A 16,706-nucleotide genomic window follows, 5' to 3' on the forward strand; every position below is an offset into this window, starting at 1 on the left:
TTTCATGCTATTAGTTCCGAACCAAAACGCTTTCGGGACACCCACTAGCTATCGCACCGTCGCGATCGCCAATTGTCCTCTGAGTCGTCGCGGTCTCCGTGAGAGCGATGACATCTGTCCCGCCGCCGATCTCGATCTCTCGCGCTGCGATGACCGCAAGTGCGATCGTCGCCTTTGCTCTCTCTCTGTCTCCCGCTTCGAATTGAGCTGTTGCCACCTCTCGAAGGCGGGCACATTTCTGATAAGGTTCCATAATTTTTTGCGCGGCCTGTCGACTCTTATCAAATAACCGTTGAGCATCGCTAATTTTCTTATTTTGCCATTTCGTGTTCGCGATCGCCTGAAAGGCTTCCGAAAGCGTTCTGGGATCTTTGATTTCATGCGTGAACGCCTCAGCAAGTTCCAGGTGAGGAGATTGTAAGTATGCAGACACGATCTTTTTGGCAGCGGCATTCTGGACATCGTTGTCGGATGGATTGAGCAACAACGCGTTTTCATAGAGCGACCGGGTTGTCTTCGTATCTCCTTGGGCAGCCTGTGCAGCCGCCATTTCAAAAAACGCCTCGGCCTTTTCGTTCGGATCTTTGATTGTCTCTGCAAGGGCTGACGCCTTCTTGAGCCTCTCCAGCCTGGCCATCGCGGCGACGACCCGCACCAGAGCAAGCTCTTTTTGCTCTCGACTGCGAATACCCTTGAACGCTGCCTGGGCAACCGTTAGATCGCCTGAGTCTGCGGCAACGCGCGCCACTCGCATTAGCCCCATATCACGGTGCCTGTCGAGACCGATACTGCGTGCCGTTTGCAGGGCGTCTTTAAAGTCCCCGGCTTCTGCTTGATCTTGAGCGATCGTAATCAGTCCCGTGGATTTCATCATTGCCCGTCTGACAATAGTCTGTTCCCGCGGATTCCGTTCTTCCACCGGGATATTTCTGGCGAGGATCTTTGCTGCCTCTTCAATATCGCCGGGGATGAGGTTCAGGACACGAATCGCACCTGTAAAATCGCGACGGCTAGACAGACTCATCACAATCAGTTGCAGTGTGGAATTCCTTTGCCAGATCTCTTCTGTTGGTATCAGACCTACTGTCTGCAGAGCGGCCTTCGTCTTACCTGTTTCGATTTGAGCAAAGGCAATCGTGCCTAAGGCCATTGCTTGCTCATAACGAGAGGGAAGGCGTTGTGCGGCCTCGGTTGCCTCCTTGATTTGTCCCGCCTGGGCTTGAAGCATGGCGATCTCATCCAGAACAAACCGACGTTCAACTCCGTCTTTCAATTTTGCTGCAGTTTCCCATGCGTCCGCAAACGACTTCTTTGATGCTTTCAAGTCGCCGGTTTTGGCTTGTGCTGCTCCAAATTCTGCTAAGAGTTCGCAGCTTACACCGCACAGGCCACGAGCCTCATCTATCAACTTTCGAGCCAGAGGAATATCCGGGGCAGCGGCGAAGTTGGAAACAAGCGATGCAAGCAACACGTACAAGATGAGTATAAATCGCGCCATCTTAGTTAAACCAAAACGCCATCGAGAAGAATCTCACACCGCCAAACGTACTATTGATGCGACCCAACATTTCCGGTGACGCAAAGTCGGTGATCGGGCCTTCTTCCAGATAAGGGACCGCCGCCGTTCCCTGAACCCAGAGGAAAGGGTCGATGATACGTGGTTCGGTAAACACGCGTCGTAAATTGACGCCTTGCTTCCCTGGTTTTCCGCGCCAGAAAGGAATCAGTTTTTTACCTTGCAGTACGAGACCAGTTTCATCCAGCACAGCCAGCCACGTGTCGAGCATTTCCTGAGAGACTTTCACGCGTAGCACGCCCGTTTGTTTTGGGTTGGGAATCCATTCGTTTTCATCATCGGTTTCCGCGAGGTAATATTTCCACATCGATTTAGCATGCAGCTGCATGTCTTCCAGATGCGCAAGAGCCACCTTCATGCGCGCCGGCTCTTTCATTTCAAATCGCCAGAGATGGATAAATGCAAGAATGTCAGAGATCAGCGGTCGATCGAATCTCCATACATCATCAAAGTTGCGAGATCCTTCCAGCAGAAACGGGTAAGGTGTATCGACCTTTTCAAAATACAGGTGCGCCGTGCAATTAAAGATTTCCTGCCCGTCTACAGCCAGCATGATTTCACCCCACGCTGCCAGGAAATTGCAGTATCCAGCCAACCAGTCGGCATCGCCGCGATCAAAACCGATTACGAATTTGTCGGCTTTGTTGGCAGCCTCCCGCTCGCGTGGAGTATTCACGGTACGCATCAGGTACGTTACATCTCTCAGACTTCCCGTGCCAATTAGATCGATTTTGATCTTCGCCACGTGCAAAGGCAGCGTGACCTTAGGATCTTTGACAGCCGACAGGGTTTTCTCAGCGGCATTGAGATCGTTGATCCAGATTTGCAGAATCTGGCGTACGTCGCTGTAGGAAATCGTTTCCGGTTTCGGATTTTGTGGGAGTAACTCGCGAAATTGGGCAGGCATACCTCCGAAAGCACCTTCGGTCCGCAAACCGTACTTGTATAGACTACTCCCCAAATGTTCGAACGACTGAAAAAACTGAACCACACCTAATCCAAAGCGAGCCTCGTCATCGTCGGGTGCTTTTTTAAGTTGCGATTTGAGAGCAGTTACCCCGTCAGAGAGTTTGCCGGAAGTCAGATACTCTTCCGCCAGCGGGGCAGCAGACACCCCCGCAGACATCCATTGAGCAGAAAGCAGCAAAGTACCAATAATTGCAGTATAAACAGGCGCGCGACGCATAACAGGGTTCCCCTTGGATGACGAATGATCTGGATTCAAGGCACATCAATTGCCAGTCAGAACTAGCTCTAGAATAACCACACTATTACACAGGCGTAATTTTGTCACAATCATCACGGAAAAAACAGCAAAACTACAAACAAAGTCCGCAAAGATTGCAAAGAGAGCAACAAGAGGGATTCTTTACCTACTAGATTTACCTGTTAACGTCTGGATGATCAGATCACCGGAGGCAGTAACGGCTGGAGAGTGAATTGAATGAAGATTGCGATGTGGCAATACTGAATCAGAACAACAGCATGGCCCGGAACGTGAGGGCGAAAACGTCCGAGGCGCTGGGGTTTGCAGCCGGGCTGTTGATGTAGGTCAGGTTTTTCTGGATGAACAAATTCTTACAAACTTTCATTTGATAATACCAAGTGAAAATGGACTCCTGCGTTCCCAAGCCAAGAGCTGGGTTTTCATTCATTTTACCGTAGGCGAATGCGAACCCCATTGAATCGTCATCGCGTGAAGGAAGCGGGCCGAAATATGTCAATCCGGCGCCAACATAGCGATGCGTGTTGACTAATTCTGAATTCGTTGCTGCAAGTTGCAGGTAGGCGGTAAGGCCATCTTTGCTCACACCGGGTCGCTCATAGAAGAGACGTTGCGTGGCGAAAAAGTAAGCTCCTTTTGCGCCCTCGACATTTCCGTTGATGGATGTCAGTGTCCCGGTTTGATACCAGCCACCGATACCAATTTTGCCGGGCTTGTTTTGCATGCCGAGTTTCCAATTAGCACCGGTTTCGGCAAGATGGATGTAATGGCCATCAAAGCGTGGTCCCGACAGGCCCGTCTTACGACCTGTGGCCAGACTGCCATCAAAAAAACCATATTGCGCATAGAAATTCTTATTGGGAATCACCGATGCCACAATTCCAGTGGCCGAATCGGTATAGCCTGGCATGATTCCAATCTGGGTGGGGCTATAGTAGAGAGGTGTCAGGAGAGCACCTGAAATGCTGGGAATGTTGAGATGCTCTTCTGTATAAGGGATCGAGCGCGCAACATTGTTGAAGTCGTACGTAGGCACCGACTTTCCGAATCGTAAGACAAGTTTGTCGTCGAGCAGCGCCTGCCTGTACCAAAGTTGATAAATCTCGACGCGCGAGTCAGGCGGGGCGCTGTCCAATGCATTATAGCCCATGACGCTGGCAGCATTATTATTCACAGGGTCGCCGAAGTAAAAGAGAAACTCGGTTCCGAATAACCCGCCCTTCCAACCGAAAGCCTCTTCTGCGTCGAGCGAGAAATCGAGGATCGTGAGAGTGTCACCCGCCCATTGTCCGGGATTGTTGCCGCCACTAGGCTGGGCGTTGACATCAGTGATGTGCAGACCTCCCATCCTGAATCCGTTTCGGTTGATTCCCAACCAGTCGCCCAAATCTCCAGAGCCGGTAATAATGTTGACGGCCGCCGGGTTGCCGCTAATCGCATCCGGGGTAGTTACTGTCGAGGATCTGGTGGAATAGTCGTTCTCGCTTTGCCGTTCATCGAACTGAAGACTGGTAAGTGTGGCTGGTACAGCCGGAAAATGTGTATCAGATTCCACTTTAAACTGAGACTCATCACTCGTACCATTATTGGGATTCGTTTGAGACTGAGCAGAGCCGATCGATGTCAGCCAGACCAACAGCATCGTCAGAAATACACAACCGGAACGTAACATCGCTGTTGGTATTCCTTTCATTCTGTATTCCCACCAAAAAAATCACAACAAAATCAACGTCTGTTACTTCAAATCAGATATCGACTGTCTCGCGCCTCAACCAAAGCGACATTAGCGAGTTGTCTCAATTCATTGGAGAACCGCATGGTCATTTACTCAGAATCGGCAATAAATGCCGGTTCTATTTGCGCTTGGTAAGATCAGACGCTGGTTTTCTTAGACTGCGAAGCGATGCACAAGCCAGATAGCACACTCTCGATTCATCGAAGCACAATGCACCATAAGAGACTGGCTCAATTTGTCATTCAATATTTTTGACCAGACCAATAATCTGAAATGATTCTTTTGATGAGAATCAGGCGGTGAGTAACAGGCACAAAAAAAAACGCCAGTCAAGACGAGTTGACTGGCGCAAATAATCATGTATCGAAGAGGTGTAAAAAAAGGAAACCAGATAATCCTCTCGGGAGTTGATACATGAGATGATAACAATCTCTTTATACATGTATAATCTTTTTATCAGCCTCTATTGTCAAGGCAAACTTAAAGGGTATATGAAATCTTGATGAAAATTGCGTTTCAGCAAAGCGCGAAGTTTAGTTTGTGGAATTTGTGAACTGTTTCACATATCTCTAAACTTCATATTCCTGGAAGCGGGACTACAATTATGAGAGTGGATTTGTAATATAAAAGATGCATCATGTATGTTGGCGTTCGAAAGCAGTGTCGTATTCGGCACTGACTTTGTGAACACTGGGTTTCGTTGAAGAAGAGTAAAGCCTCTTTTTCTCATTCGATTTCGTAAGGAAATGAACGGTTTTTAATGTTTCAACAAGTACGTTATTTATTGTTACAAGTTCGAAATTCTGACGATCCCATGCGGGGTCAGGAAGTGAACTGTTTTGCCAAAGCGCTGGCTGCCAATGTGAGTCAGATTTCTGTGTTTGATCTTCTGGAAGCACCACTCTCGGAAATCGATCTTGCGGACATCGATATGATACTGATCGGTGGCAGTGGTCACTATTCCGCCGCGGGTGAGGGACGCTGGCTGGAAGTCGCTCTGGAAAGTCTGCGAGTTGTGCATGACAGCCGCAAACCAACGTTTGCTTCCTGCTGGGGATTTCAGGCAATGGCACGGGCGATGGGGGGACGGGTCATTCATGATTTGAACCGCGCGGAACTGGGAGTCCACCACGTCACACTCACCTCGGAAGGACGCGCCGATCCTGTTTTTGGTCCGTCGGGACCAGTTCTGCAAGGCCTGATGGGACATGAGGATACAGTCGTAGAACTACCACCGGGAACAGAACTGCTGGCTTCCACAGATCGAGTGGAAAATCAGGCATATCGTTTTCTAGACCGCCCCATTTATTGCACACAGTTTCATCCCGAACTTGATCACGATTCGTTTCTCGGGCGATTAACCTCCTATCCGGAGTATGTCCACAAAATTGCCGGCCTGACTCTCGAAGAGTTTCGTCATACGATTCATGATACCCCCGCAACCACTGCCTTGTTAATACGTTTTGTAGAACAAATTGCACCCATGTATTTAGATCAGAAATAATCCCTCCGCCAGCTACACTCAGGCAACGATTATGTCAGAACCATCAAACAAGAAATTGCATATCGCCATCATTACCTCGGGAGGAGCAGGGATGTTCTGCGGCGCCTGCATGCACGATAACACCTGGACGAAAGCAATGATCAATCAGGGGGCAGAAGCCACTCTGATTCCAACGTATACTCCCATCCGCGTCGATGAGCAGAATATGACAGGCTCGCCGGTCTTTCTGGGAGGGATTAATATTTATCTGAATTTTCGATCCCGAATCTGGCGCAGCTTGCCCCGTTTTTTCAAACATTGGCTGGATACTCCCTGGATTATTAATCTGGCGACAAAGTTTGGCGTCAGCAACGATGCCCATGAACTGGGAGCCCTGACCGTAACCCTGCTGGAAGGAGAACAGGGGCCGGAACTCATGGAAATTGAAGAGCTGGCTCAATATGTGGGAGAACAACTGAAACCAGATGTCGTTTGTCTCAGTAACGCGCTGCTGTCGGGTACCATAAAAAAAATCAAGGAATATTTCTCAGGCCCCCTGTTTTGTGTCTTGCAGGGAGATGATGTTTTTTTGGAAGAGTTGGGGGCGCCCTATCGCCTGCTTGCGCTGGAACTGATTCGCCAGAATATTCAACAACTGGATGGAGTACTCGTCCACAGCGATTACTATCGCGAGTTCATGTCGGACTATCTGGGAGTACCCGTCGATCATTTTCAAAAAGTATTGTTAGGCATCGATCTCGAAGGTCATGACGGAACGCCGAATGAGAACGCGGATGAACCCTTTACGATTGGATTCTTCGCCCGGATTTGTAAGGAAAAAGGGTTGCACAATGTTGTGCAGGCATTCGAGATTTTTCATCAAGCTCATCCTGAAAGCCGACTTGCTGTGGGAGGATTTCTAGGCAAAGAAAACGAAGACTACTTTCACGAAACCACAAAAAACCTGACTGCGCTGAATGAATCTTATAAGTACTGGGGCAGCCCCGACTCTCGGTCAGAAAAAGTCGCCTTTTACAAAAGCCTGTCTGTACTTTCCGTTCCCACCGATTATCACGAACCCAAAGGTCTGTTTGTACTGGAAGCGATGGCCAATGGAGTGCCCGTAGTCCAGCCGGCACATGGTGCGTTTCCTGAACTGATTGAAAAGACCGAGGGAGGCCTGCTGGTTCCCCCCGGCGATCCACAAGCATTGGCTGATGCGTGGGAACGACTTTATCAGGACCGTGACTATCGTTTGAAACTCGCGCAACAGGGTTATGAACGTGTTCGTCAGTTCTATAGCGCAGAATTGATGGCCAAAGAGAGCCTGAAGTTTTTTCAAAAAACGGTTGATTCATCCGGTTTTGCGAAGAACGAACCACAAATGACTCCCGAGCCTTGAATGTAAAGTCGTGCTGCTTAACAATGTGGCGGGATTGCGGTATCTTAGAACGCAATCTGATCGAGCGTGTTCGTTAACTGTTGATCGAACAAACCAATTAAAAACGTTAAATCATAAGGTGTATAGATTTCGATGCCAGACCTTCACTCGTTAATGAAAAAGCTGCAAAAGAAGAATGATTCCAAAATTGTTCTGCTGGTTTCTGATGGACTGGGTGGGCTGCCCATGGAACCGGGTGGTAAAACCGAGCTGGAGACAGCCAGCACACCCCATCTGGATGCACTCGCCAAAAACGGAACATTGGGGCGCAGTATTCCCGTACTTCCCGGAATCACTCCCGGCAGTGGCCCCGGACACCTCGGATTGTTTGGCTATGACCCACTGGAATTTAATATCGGGCGCGGCGTGCTGGAAGCATTGGGAATCGACTTCGAACTGGGCCCCGATGACGTCGCCATTCGCGGCAACTATTGTTCTCTAGATGATGATGGAAAGATTACAGACCGTCGCGCCGGCCGCATCGCCAGTGAAATTGGTGAAGCACTTTGCAAAAAACTCGACACGATCGAAATTCCAGGCGTCGAAGTTTTTGTGCGACACGTCAAAGAATATCGACTGGTGATTGTGATTCGTGGTAAAGGCTTAGGCGGAAATATCAATGATACTGATCCGCAGAAAACCGGAGTGCCTCCTCTGGAACCGGTTGGCGAAAATGAAGCCTCTCAAAAGACAGCCGAAATCTGCAAAGAGTTTCTAAAGCAGGCAGCCGTCATCTTGAAAGACGATCAACCAGCGAACTTATTAACCATGCGTGGTATTGCCAAGCTGCCGGAGATTCCGACATTTGAAGAAGTCTATGGCACGAGAGCCGCAGCGATTGCCGTTTACCCGATGTACCGCGGACTGGCGCGTCTCGTCAGCATGGATGTGAAAGATGCCGGCCAGACTCTGGAATCGCAAATGGACTGCCTTGAAAAAATCTGGGACGATTACGATTTCTTCTTTGTGCATTACAAGTACACAGATTCGACAGGTGAAGATGGTAACTTTGACGCGAAGGTTGCCAAAACGGAAGAAGTCGACAGTTGCATTCCCCGCATCACGGCTCTCAATCCTGATGTGTTAATCGTGACCGGTGACCATAGCACGCCTGCCAAAATGAAAGCGCATAGCTGGCATCCCGTGCCTGTTTTGCTGTCGGCTGAAAATGCCCGCTTCGATGCATGTCAGAGTTTTGGTGAAACGGAATGCATTCAAGGGGGATTAGGTCAGTTTGAAGCCAAGTATCTGATGTCGATGGCCATGGCACATGCGGGCCGTCTGGAGAAATATGGCGCGTAATGTTTCACGCCCTGATTCACATAGATCAAGGATGCAAGACTTCAGGGAGCCTTGCATCCTTTTTCGTTATATTCGTTGTGATTGCACTAAATATCCGTTTACGTTTCTATATCGTCAGGAATCAGGTGAAATATGTGATTGATTTGATCGACTTATCATAGAGTGCCGTTCAGCATACCAGGAACATTCAAGCTTGTTTTCTTCTGTTGAACGTTTAAGATCTTAACGCATGAGAATTCTCGCGAACTCACTGTTTATCAATCTGGAAGTATTCGATGTCGCAGTATTTAAGCCAGCTGTCAGGACTCTCCACATTTCTGATCACGTTAGCGTGTGGGGCGCATCTTTTCTTTTTCTTTGTGCTCTGGGTCTGGTCGCGCCGCGATTTGAAGCGGATTGCTTCTTCGCTGGATGATTTCACGCGCGGCTTAAAACATCGCAGCCTGCTCGATTCCACAGGCCATCTCTCGGATCAGATTGAAGCGTTTCTGGCGGATGTCAATGAAACACTCGATCCCAATGCCAATCCACAAGACCGAAAAATCCTTTCTGAACGTGTGCATATTCTCGATGAAAAACGCCGTTATCTAAGCTCGCATTTTTTCGAGACCTGCTACAACATCTGTCGCACGATGATCGAAGCTTATCCCCTGGCAGGAGTCTTGGGGACCATTCTGGCAATGGGCGCCGCATTGCAGCTCAATGCCGATTCAGACACATCCAGCGCCATCAACGCTATCGTCAGTCATTTCGGCGACGCAATCTGGTCCACATTTGCCGGGCTGGCTGCCGCCATTCTATTAATGTTTCTCAACAGTATCCTGGAAACATCGTTTCTAGGACTGGTTGAAAATCGACGGCATGTAAGAGATACGGTCGTCCGGGCCAAGCGCGAACTTGCGTTTGCCAGCGGAGGTGAAGCCGCACCATGATCAGCCGACGTCGATTGACATTTCAGCTAACTCCTCTACTCGACCTGTTGTTGATCGTGATCTTTGCGCAATTTATGGACACACAGGAAACGACGGCACGCATCGAACAACGCGCAGAACAGCAGGTGCAACAGGCTGAGCAGAAAGTAGAGAAGCTATCGCAGGTTCGTGAGAAGGCACTTCAAAAGATAGTGACATTATCCGAACGCGAACTGCAATCTCAGCGCAAGGCCATGCAAGCGGAAAAGCTAGCAATTGAGAGCATGAAACGAATGCAGGTTACGCAACAGATTTTAACGAAAGAGAATCGAGAAAAATCCGACCAACTCGAGCGCGTACAAGCACAACGGGACCGGGTTGCCGAATTAGTACAGCAACTGTTTCAGATTCCCGATCAGATGCTTGATCCAATATTAAAATCAAAAGCCGATCCGGATACAGAGAAAACCAAAGCGGAACTCCAGCGGATCAAAAAACAACTGCAGAAACTGGCGGGTGCCAAAGCCGAGGATGTGGTGAAACATCTTCTAACGTATGACGAACTCACCAAACGCAGCGATATCTGGGAATTATATCTCACAGAAAATGGCGTCTTTCGGTTGAAAATCGGAGACCAGACCACCGACTTCCGTGCAGATTCTTTGGAAAGTTTTGTCGATCGGTTTTATGCGATTTATAAAACGGTTCCTCAGCCAAAGAGTCTGGTGATCATTCTCTTCTCATACGGAGACGCCAGGGCATCGGTTCGCTTCGCTGCAACTCAGGGACTCCCTGTAATCGCCGAACGTTTGCGTACCGACAGCAGCGGCAGAACTCGCTATGAATATGCAGTCATCGGTTTTGCTCCGGAGCAGACCAAAGCCGAGAATTAAAACAGGATCGGGTACGCTGTAGACGAGACCAATTGAGACTTAAATCCCCAGTTCCTGTTTCACCTCTTTGAATTTTTCAATCGCAAAGTCCAAATCTTCAATCGAGTGGGCAGCTGAAATCTGCGTTCGAATACGGGCTTTGCCTTTGGGAACCACGGGGAACGAAAAGCCGATCACATAAACGCCTTTCTCTAGTAAAGCGTTCGCAACTCGCGCAGCCAGCGAGGCATCACCCAGCATAATGGGTACGATGGGATGTTCGCCCGGTAATACATCGAAACCGACTTGTGAAATTCCGGCACGGAAATGTTTTGTATTCGCTTCCAGTTTGTCGCGCAGTTCGGTCGACTCCGTCAGCAGATCAATGGCCCTGATCGAGGCGGTCACAATCGCCGGCGCGACCGAATTCGAGAAGAGGTAAGGCCGCGAACGTTGTCTAAGCAGCTCGATGATTTCCTTGCGACCACTGGTATATCCGCCACTGGCTCCTCCCAGGGCTTTGCCCATGGTCCCGGTCAGAATGTCAATACGATCCATGACGTTATGGAATTCATGCGTCCCTTTTCCATGAGGCCCCATAAAGCCGACCGAATGAGAGTCATCAACCATCACCAGTGCATCGTATTTGTCCGCCAGATCACAAATCGCCGGAAGATTGGCAATGTAACCATCCATCGAAAAGACACCATCCGTAGCGATCATGCGGAACCGGGCCGACTCCGCCGCTTTGAGCTGTTCTTCCAGATCCTGCATATTGTTGTTTTGATAGCGATAACGCTGCGCTTTGCATAAACGCACTCCATCGATAATACTGGCGTGATTCAGTTGATCTGAAATTATCGCGTCTTCAGCAGTTAACAGCGTTTCAAACAGACCGCCGTTCGCATCAAAGCAGGACGTGTAAAGAATCGTATCTTCTGTTCCCAGAAACTGACTCAGTTTTTGTTCAAGTTGCTTGTGAATCGCCTGGGTTCCGCAGATAAAACGAACCGATGAAAGGCCGTAGCCCCAGTGATCCAGCCCGCTTTGTGCGGCGGCGATGACTTCCGCATGGTCTGACAAGCCAAGATAGTTGTTCGCACACATGTTGAGAACCGGCTCGCCTTCTGCAACGCGAATGTGCGCATCCTGCGGAGTCGAAATCACGCGTTCTGATTTATACAAACCATCTTCACGGATCGAAACGAGTGTTTTTTCCAGTTCCTGTTTGATGGATCCATACATGGGACTCGTCCTGTTAGCGGTTTTATTGTTTGCGATTAAAAGAAGCAGTGATTGAGGTCTGCCTTAAATATCTTTCCAGTCAAGAATCACTTTACCTGATTGACCTGTCATCATGACTGAAAATCCCTCTTCGAATTCACTAGCGTGAAAACGGTGTGTAATGACGGGGCTGATATCGAGCCCGCTTTGCAGCATGACCGACATCTTATACCACGTTTCATACATTTCGCGACCATAAATGCCTTTAATCGTCAGCATATTGAACACGACAATATTCCAGTCGATGGCGATTTCCTTTTCGGGAATTCCCAGCATGGCGATTTTGCCGCCGTGGCACATGTTGGCCAGCATATCACGAAACGCCAGTGGGTTCCCCGACATTTCCAGACCTACATCAAAACCTTCCGTCATCCCCAGTTGCTTTTGTGCGTCTGCTATCGAGTTGGTACTGACATCCAGATCGAGGGTGGCACCCATCTTCCGCGCAAGCTCCAGGCGATACGGGTTTACATCCGTAACCACCACATGCCGCGCGCCAGCATGTCTGACGATGGCCGCCGCCATCACACCAATCGGTCCGGCACCGGTAATTAAAACATCTTCACCCAAAACCGGAAACGAAAGCGCGGTATGAACGGCGTTGCCGAACGGATCAAATATCGAAGCGACGTCGCGATCAATCGAATCGTCGTGATGCCAGATATTAGTCATCGGCAGCGAAATGTATTCCGCAAACGCACCGGGGCGATTCACCCCGACTCCCTCCGTATGAGCACAAAGATGCCGCCGACCCGCAAAACAGTTGCGACAGCGACCACAGACCACATGCCCTTCACCGCTCACGATTTCGCCAGGAGAATAATCGACGACGTTCGAACCCACCTCCACGATTTCACCGACAAATTCATGACCGACCACCATTGGCACCGGAATCGTTTTCTGAGCCCAGTCATCCCATTTATAAATGTGGACGTCAGTACCACAAATTCCTGTTCGATCCACTTTGATAAAACATCATTGATTCCAATCGTGGGAACAGGCACCTCTTCCAGCCAGAGACCCGGCTTTGACTCTTTCTTCACCAGTGCTTTCATCGTAAGACCGATCACCCTGAAATTTTAAAAGTTCGTAATGAAAATTCCTTTATATTGACTTAGTATCCATTATAATAGAAAATGAATTCCATTTTGCAAGAGTTGTAATCCGATATATTGGAAAATAGTGTGTCAGCAAATACAACAAAGAAACAAAGCGAATCGAGTCAACCTGCCGAATTATCGCCCGACGAAATTAGCGGCCAGCTGTCTCAACGCGTTCGTGCTTTGCGGAAAGAACGTGGCTGGTCGCTCGATTCGCTCTCCGCGGCATGTGGTGTCAGCCGTTCCATGCTCAGCCAGATCGAGCGGGGCGAGGCGAATCCCACGTTGGCCGTGACAGTGCGGATCTCACAGGCATTTGGAATTGCGCTGGGAGAACTGGTAGAAGCGCCGCTCTCTACCTCGTCCATTGAAGTCATTCGCGCCGATGACCGCACGTTTCATTATCGCTCCGATGCAGAGTGCCGCATTCGAACGTTGTCGCCGCTGCATCTGGAAAAGGATGTAGAGTTTTATGAAGTGCTCCTGCATGGGGGAGGCAAACTGAAAAGTGCGCCACACTTCAAAGGCACACGCGAATTCCTCACGGTCGAAAAGGGGAAAATTGAACTGGAGTCGGGAGAAGATACCACACTCCTCGGTCCGGGAGATTCTGCCAGTTATCGCGTCGATGTACCGCACACCATCAGTAACGCAGGACGCGGCGAAGCCGTTTTGTTTCTAGTCGTGATTTATCAGAACTGAAAACAGAGCGTCTTCACGCTACTGTTCACACGCTGAGCGAGTTGGATCTTCTGGATCGCTGTTTTCTGATTCATCCAAACCGTTGTACTTTTCGCGATGGCGGTCAGCCAGAATGGTGTCGATAAAAAACTGAGAAGTATGAAACATCAGTAACGGGAAGACAGCAGAGGGCAAACCGGCATTTCCAAACATGGACGCATCGGTGGCTACGAAGATCGCAATCGGCAGTGTTTTCTGACTGCCGGAAATTGCGCTGGCAATTTGATCGCGCGGATGAAACCCAAAGGTCTTTCCCAGAAACATATTGGAGTAAAAACCTGTGATGTGAACCACGATACAACTGATCCAGACGACTGCGATGGCAGCGAATGAAATCCCGGTTACGGATATTTTAATGCCATGGCCAGTTTGTACTGCCGCCAGCAAAACCATCAACAACACAAACAGCAAAGCAATCGTTCCCAGTTTGGAGGTCATTCGATCCGCATAATTTTTGATCCGGGTGTTCAACCGAAAGACTTGCCCGATAGCGACGGGGATCAACGCTGCATAAATCAGTTTTGTAATCATCTCCCAACGCTCAAATTCTTTTGTCTCTCCTGTGATCAGCAGTATCCAGAAAGGAATCGTTAAAAAGCAGACTCCATTGGTGATCATCGTGACCATTAAGGAAATGCCATCATTGCCTCCAGCACGACGTGTCCAGACGGATGCGCCACATAAGGTGCAGGGAACAGAAGCCATAATAATCAGACCGACTTGGAAATCGCGTGTAAGTTGTAAAGGCAATAATGCCCAGGCTAGCAAGGGTAAGAAAATGATGTTCGTAACGAGAGCCAGAAACAGCGGCGCCGGTTTTCGAATGGAAGACAATAAATGTTCTGAATTCAGACTGAGCGACATCAAAAATAAAACAAGCGCCGTCAGCCAGGAAGGGCGAATCCATTGCCTCAACCAGATCAGGTTTTCCTCTGGCCCTCTATGGCCGGCGATGACACCAAATGTTATGACCAGAGTGATGGCAGCCAGAAACCAGCGACGACGTAGGAAGGCAAGCATGTCTCAGATTTCAGTTGAAGGATGGCCGGTTAAAGCGCGTTATTTCTTTTTGGATTTCTCGCGAATTTCACGCCAGCGTTTTTCCAGATAGGGCAACGCCGGCTGGAGTGCTTCAGGGACTTTTGTTTCCGAGATCGCTAAGATCGCACTGGATAATTTGCCCGCCTTGGCATCGCTGATGGCCATCAGATAAATGGCGGATAATGTGCGCTCCGGGTCGACACGACCGTATAATCGTAGGTAATCGCTCAGTGACTTGGACGCCGATGCATCTTCTCCCTGTAAATATTTTCCCAACGCCAGGAAATATGCCGCCTGTTGTGCAGCTATCAGGTGCATCAACCGGACTTCCTGAGTGACGTTCAAGTCACTCGGAAATCTTGCCTCCAGTCGCGTTGTGATATAGCTCTCGATGGCAGCCTTCTGATCTCCCAAGAGTTGCTCCGTTCTTGTTTTTAATAATTTACGCGTTGGTGGACCCCATTTGACGTCGAAAGTTCCATCGGGCTTTTCAACGTGGACGTTACGATCATAGGGAACAGGAGCACGAAACGCTAATTTCAGGGTTGCGAGAGCCTTGAGCCTTTCACCGCTCAGTTTTTCACGCTCATTGATTTGTTGATCCGGAAATTCTGATACTTTGATCGCTGAATCTTTCAAAATCCCGTTTCCAATAGTTTGAATATGAGAGATAAAACCCGGATCCCCTTCTAACGCATCGAGATTGCGAAACAGGACGAAAGTCTGCTTGCGCGACAACGAATCTTCCAACCGTCGCATTCGGCCCGACCATTCACTGCTTCTGCCCATAATCAAGACCTGCGCCGTTTTGAGTTCTGCCGCTGAAAAACGTTTTTCGGAAGCTTTGCCATAAAAGTCTTTCAGGAGATCGGGAGATTTCAAGACTGAATCAAGAGTGGCAGGGTTTTGAATAAGAATGGAATCCGCCGGTTGTTCCGCAGCAGGAACCGGCAGACCCAGGACCGGGTCATATAAATAGATGTTTTGATCAATCAAGACTCCTACTAGAAGTTTGAAGCGACTGGGAACCGACGGGCGAAATAGAACCGCATCAATGCGCATTTGTCGTAAAACGTTAATAAAGACCCACGCACGCTGCTCCGGGGAACCGGCTCCCAGGATACAAATTTCATAAGGAGAAAGTGGCAATTCGTTTTTTTTATTTGTAGTCAGGGCAATATTATTCATGCAATAGTAGAAGGCAGCCGTTGATCGATTCAGATCACTCGTTTGTCCTTTGATTGCCGCTTTCATCATCCCGTTAGCAAGCTGTGCATCGCGAATAAATCTACCGTCGAAGGTAGTGAATCGTATGAGATCCATTTTCGCCAGTTGTGCTTCACTCAGATATTTTTTCAAGAAAGGTTTTTGTGAATCTGTCACGACGGGAGGATTGGCGTCAAAACCTCCACATTTAAATGTCCAATCATTTAATAATCCCACACTCGGTTCGAGTTCGGCGCTGATTCCCAGGCGAGCCGGTTCTAACATGTTGATAGAGTTATCTATGAAACTGTCACAGTCGCTTTCAGCTTGCTTTGAACTGGTTTTCTGGGGACTGTTTTTCGAATTCTGTTTTTTTGCTGGTGGAGGCGACGAATTTTTACAACCAGCAATCAAGAGTAGCATACTCAGGAAGCAAACGCCTGACAGAAAAGGCAGCCGAATTTTATGCGTTCGTTCTGGAAGATTGGTCAAAATCATAATGGCAGTATCTCTTGATGCGACACACTTCCGATATTACTTTCAATGGAATTGCGTCATTAGATAATCAAATCAGTTTCTCTGAAGGAATACTGAATAAAATAAATATAATGAAAATATTCTCTACATTATAACCGATTTTCAGTCAGATGGAATGTCTGTCACGCTCCCGATTTCATTAACCAGAGAGCGGAACTTCTGTAAAGTAACGGCGAATTTCGAAAATTGATCAAGAGATAACATATTCGGTCCATCGCTAAGCGCCATCGAAGGATCGGGATGTGTTTCCGC

The 16,706-nt window shown here is 48.8% G+C and carries 12 protein-coding genes and 1 pseudogene; 6 read left to right on the top strand and 7 right to left on the bottom strand.

What is annotated here, in order from left to right; all coding sequences use genetic code 11:
- Positions 1-10: 10 nt before the first annotated feature.
- The 3 genes from Q0668_RS02395 to Q0668_RS02405 all read right to left on the bottom strand — a co-directional run bounded on the left by Q0668_RS02395 (position 11) and on the right by Q0668_RS02405 (position 4,494).
- Complete coding sequence (locus Q0668_RS02395; RefSeq protein WP_298859564.1) at positions 11-1,498, bottom strand: hypothetical protein; 1,488 nt, start codon at positions 1,496-1,498, stop codon at positions 11-13.
- A gap of 1 nt (position 1,499) precedes the next feature.
- Entirely contained in the window at positions 1,500-2,762 is a 1,263-nt protein-coding gene (locus tag Q0668_RS02400; protein ID WP_298859567.1) for a hypothetical protein, read from the bottom strand.
- Positions 2,763-3,048: 286 nt separating this feature from the next.
- A complete protein-coding gene (locus tag Q0668_RS02405; protein ID WP_298859569.1) occupies positions 3,049-4,494 on the bottom strand; it encodes a carbohydrate porin in 1,446 nt (481 codons plus the stop codon).
- Between the two features lie 802 nt (positions 4,495-5,296).
- Between Q0668_RS02405 and Q0668_RS02410 the strand changes: the two genes are divergently transcribed.
- The 5 genes from Q0668_RS02410 to Q0668_RS02430 all read left to right on the top strand — a co-directional run bounded on the left by Q0668_RS02410 (position 5,297) and on the right by Q0668_RS02430 (position 10,566).
- The gene (locus Q0668_RS02410) at positions 5,297-6,040 is read left to right on the top strand and encodes a type 1 glutamine amidotransferase (RefSeq protein ID WP_298859572.1); all 744 of its coding nucleotides are present in this window, start codon (positions 5,297-5,299) and stop codon (positions 6,038-6,040) included.
- A 31-nt stretch (positions 6,041-6,071) separates the two neighbouring features.
- Positions 6,072-7,421 carry a glycosyltransferase family 4 protein gene (locus tag Q0668_RS02415; RefSeq protein ID WP_298859573.1) on the top strand — a complete coding sequence of 450 codons (1,350 nt, stop codon included), beginning with the start codon at positions 6,072-6,074 and terminating at the stop codon, positions 7,419-7,421.
- Positions 7,422-7,553: 132 nt separating this feature from the next.
- Positions 7,554-8,762 (top strand): 2,3-bisphosphoglycerate-independent phosphoglycerate mutase, encoded by a 1,209-nt coding sequence (locus tag Q0668_RS02420; protein ID WP_298859574.1) that lies wholly within the window; start codon positions 7,554-7,556, stop codon positions 8,760-8,762.
- 275 nt (positions 8,763-9,037) lie between these two features.
- A complete protein-coding gene (locus tag Q0668_RS02425) occupies positions 9,038-9,694 on the top strand; it encodes a MotA/TolQ/ExbB proton channel family protein (protein ID WP_298859575.1) in 657 nt (218 codons plus the stop codon).
- Complete coding sequence (locus Q0668_RS02430) at positions 9,691-10,566, top strand: hypothetical protein (RefSeq protein WP_298859576.1); 876 nt, start codon at positions 9,691-9,693, stop codon at positions 10,564-10,566. Before Q0668_RS02425 ends, Q0668_RS02430 begins: the two co-directional genes overlap by 4 nt.
- A gap of 39 nt (positions 10,567-10,605) precedes the next feature.
- Here Q0668_RS02430 and Q0668_RS02435 read toward each other — a convergent pair whose 3' ends face one another.
- Positions 10,606-11,790, bottom strand: coding sequence for a glycine C-acetyltransferase (locus Q0668_RS02435; protein WP_298859577.1), 1,185 nt, complete (start codon positions 11,788-11,790; stop codon positions 10,606-10,608).
- Positions 11,791-11,853: 63 nt separating this feature from the next.
- A pseudogene (gene tdh, locus Q0668_RS02440) lies at positions 11,854-12,884 on the bottom strand (L-threonine 3-dehydrogenase).
- 129 nt (positions 12,885-13,013) lie between these two features.
- On the opposite strand from tdh, the gene Q0668_RS02445 reads away from it, so the two are divergent.
- Complete coding sequence (locus tag Q0668_RS02445; RefSeq protein ID WP_298859581.1) at positions 13,014-13,631, top strand: helix-turn-helix domain-containing protein; 618 nt, start codon at positions 13,014-13,016, stop codon at positions 13,629-13,631.
- Between the two features lie 18 nt (positions 13,632-13,649).
- On the opposite strand, the gene Q0668_RS02450 is transcribed toward Q0668_RS02445, so the two are convergent.
- Positions 13,650-14,690, bottom strand: coding sequence for a bile acid:sodium symporter (locus tag Q0668_RS02450; RefSeq protein ID WP_298859583.1), 1,041 nt, complete (start codon positions 14,688-14,690; stop codon positions 13,650-13,652).
- A gap of 39 nt (positions 14,691-14,729) precedes the next feature.
- Positions 14,730-16,415, bottom strand: a complete 1,686-nt coding sequence (locus Q0668_RS02455) for a hypothetical protein (RefSeq protein ID WP_298859585.1) — start codon at positions 16,413-16,415, stop codon at positions 14,730-14,732.
- Positions 16,416-16,706 lie beyond the last annotated feature (291 nt).

The sequence above is a fragment of the uncultured Gimesia sp. genome (assembly GCF_937910335.1).
GTDB lineage: Bacteria > Planctomycetota > Planctomycetia > Planctomycetales > Planctomycetaceae > Gimesia.

Coding starts and splice junctions, on each gene's coding strand:
- Q0668_RS02395 (WP_298859564.1), bottom strand. CDS start 1,498: ATGGCGCGATTTATACTCATCTTGTACGTGTTGCTTGCATCGCTTGTT.
- Q0668_RS02400 (WP_298859567.1), bottom strand. CDS start 2,762: ATGCGTCGCGCGCCTGTTTATACTGCAATTATTGGTACTTTGCTGCTT.
- Q0668_RS02405 (WP_298859569.1), bottom strand. CDS start 4,494: ATGAAAGGAATACCAACAGCGATGTTACGTTCCGGTTGTGTATTTCTG.
- Q0668_RS02410 (WP_298859572.1), top strand. CDS start 5,297: ATGTTTCAACAAGTACGTTATTTATTGTTACAAGTTCGAAATTCTGAC.
- Q0668_RS02415 (WP_298859573.1), top strand. CDS start 6,072: ATGTCAGAACCATCAAACAAGAAATTGCATATCGCCATCATTACCTCG.
- Q0668_RS02420 (WP_298859574.1), top strand. CDS start 7,554: ATGCCAGACCTTCACTCGTTAATGAAAAAGCTGCAAAAGAAGAATGAT.
- Q0668_RS02425 (WP_298859575.1), top strand. CDS start 9,038: ATGTCGCAGTATTTAAGCCAGCTGTCAGGACTCTCCACATTTCTGATC.
- Q0668_RS02430 (WP_298859576.1), top strand. CDS start 9,691: ATGATCAGCCGACGTCGATTGACATTTCAGCTAACTCCTCTACTCGAC.
- Q0668_RS02435 (WP_298859577.1), bottom strand. CDS start 11,790: ATGTATGGATCCATCAAACAGGAACTGGAAAAAACACTCGTTTCGATC.
- Q0668_RS02450 (WP_298859583.1), bottom strand. CDS start 14,690: ATGCTTGCCTTCCTACGTCGTCGCTGGTTTCTGGCTGCCATCACTCTG.
- Q0668_RS02455 (WP_298859585.1), bottom strand. CDS start 16,415: ATGATTTTGACCAATCTTCCAGAACGAACGCATAAAATTCGGCTGCCT.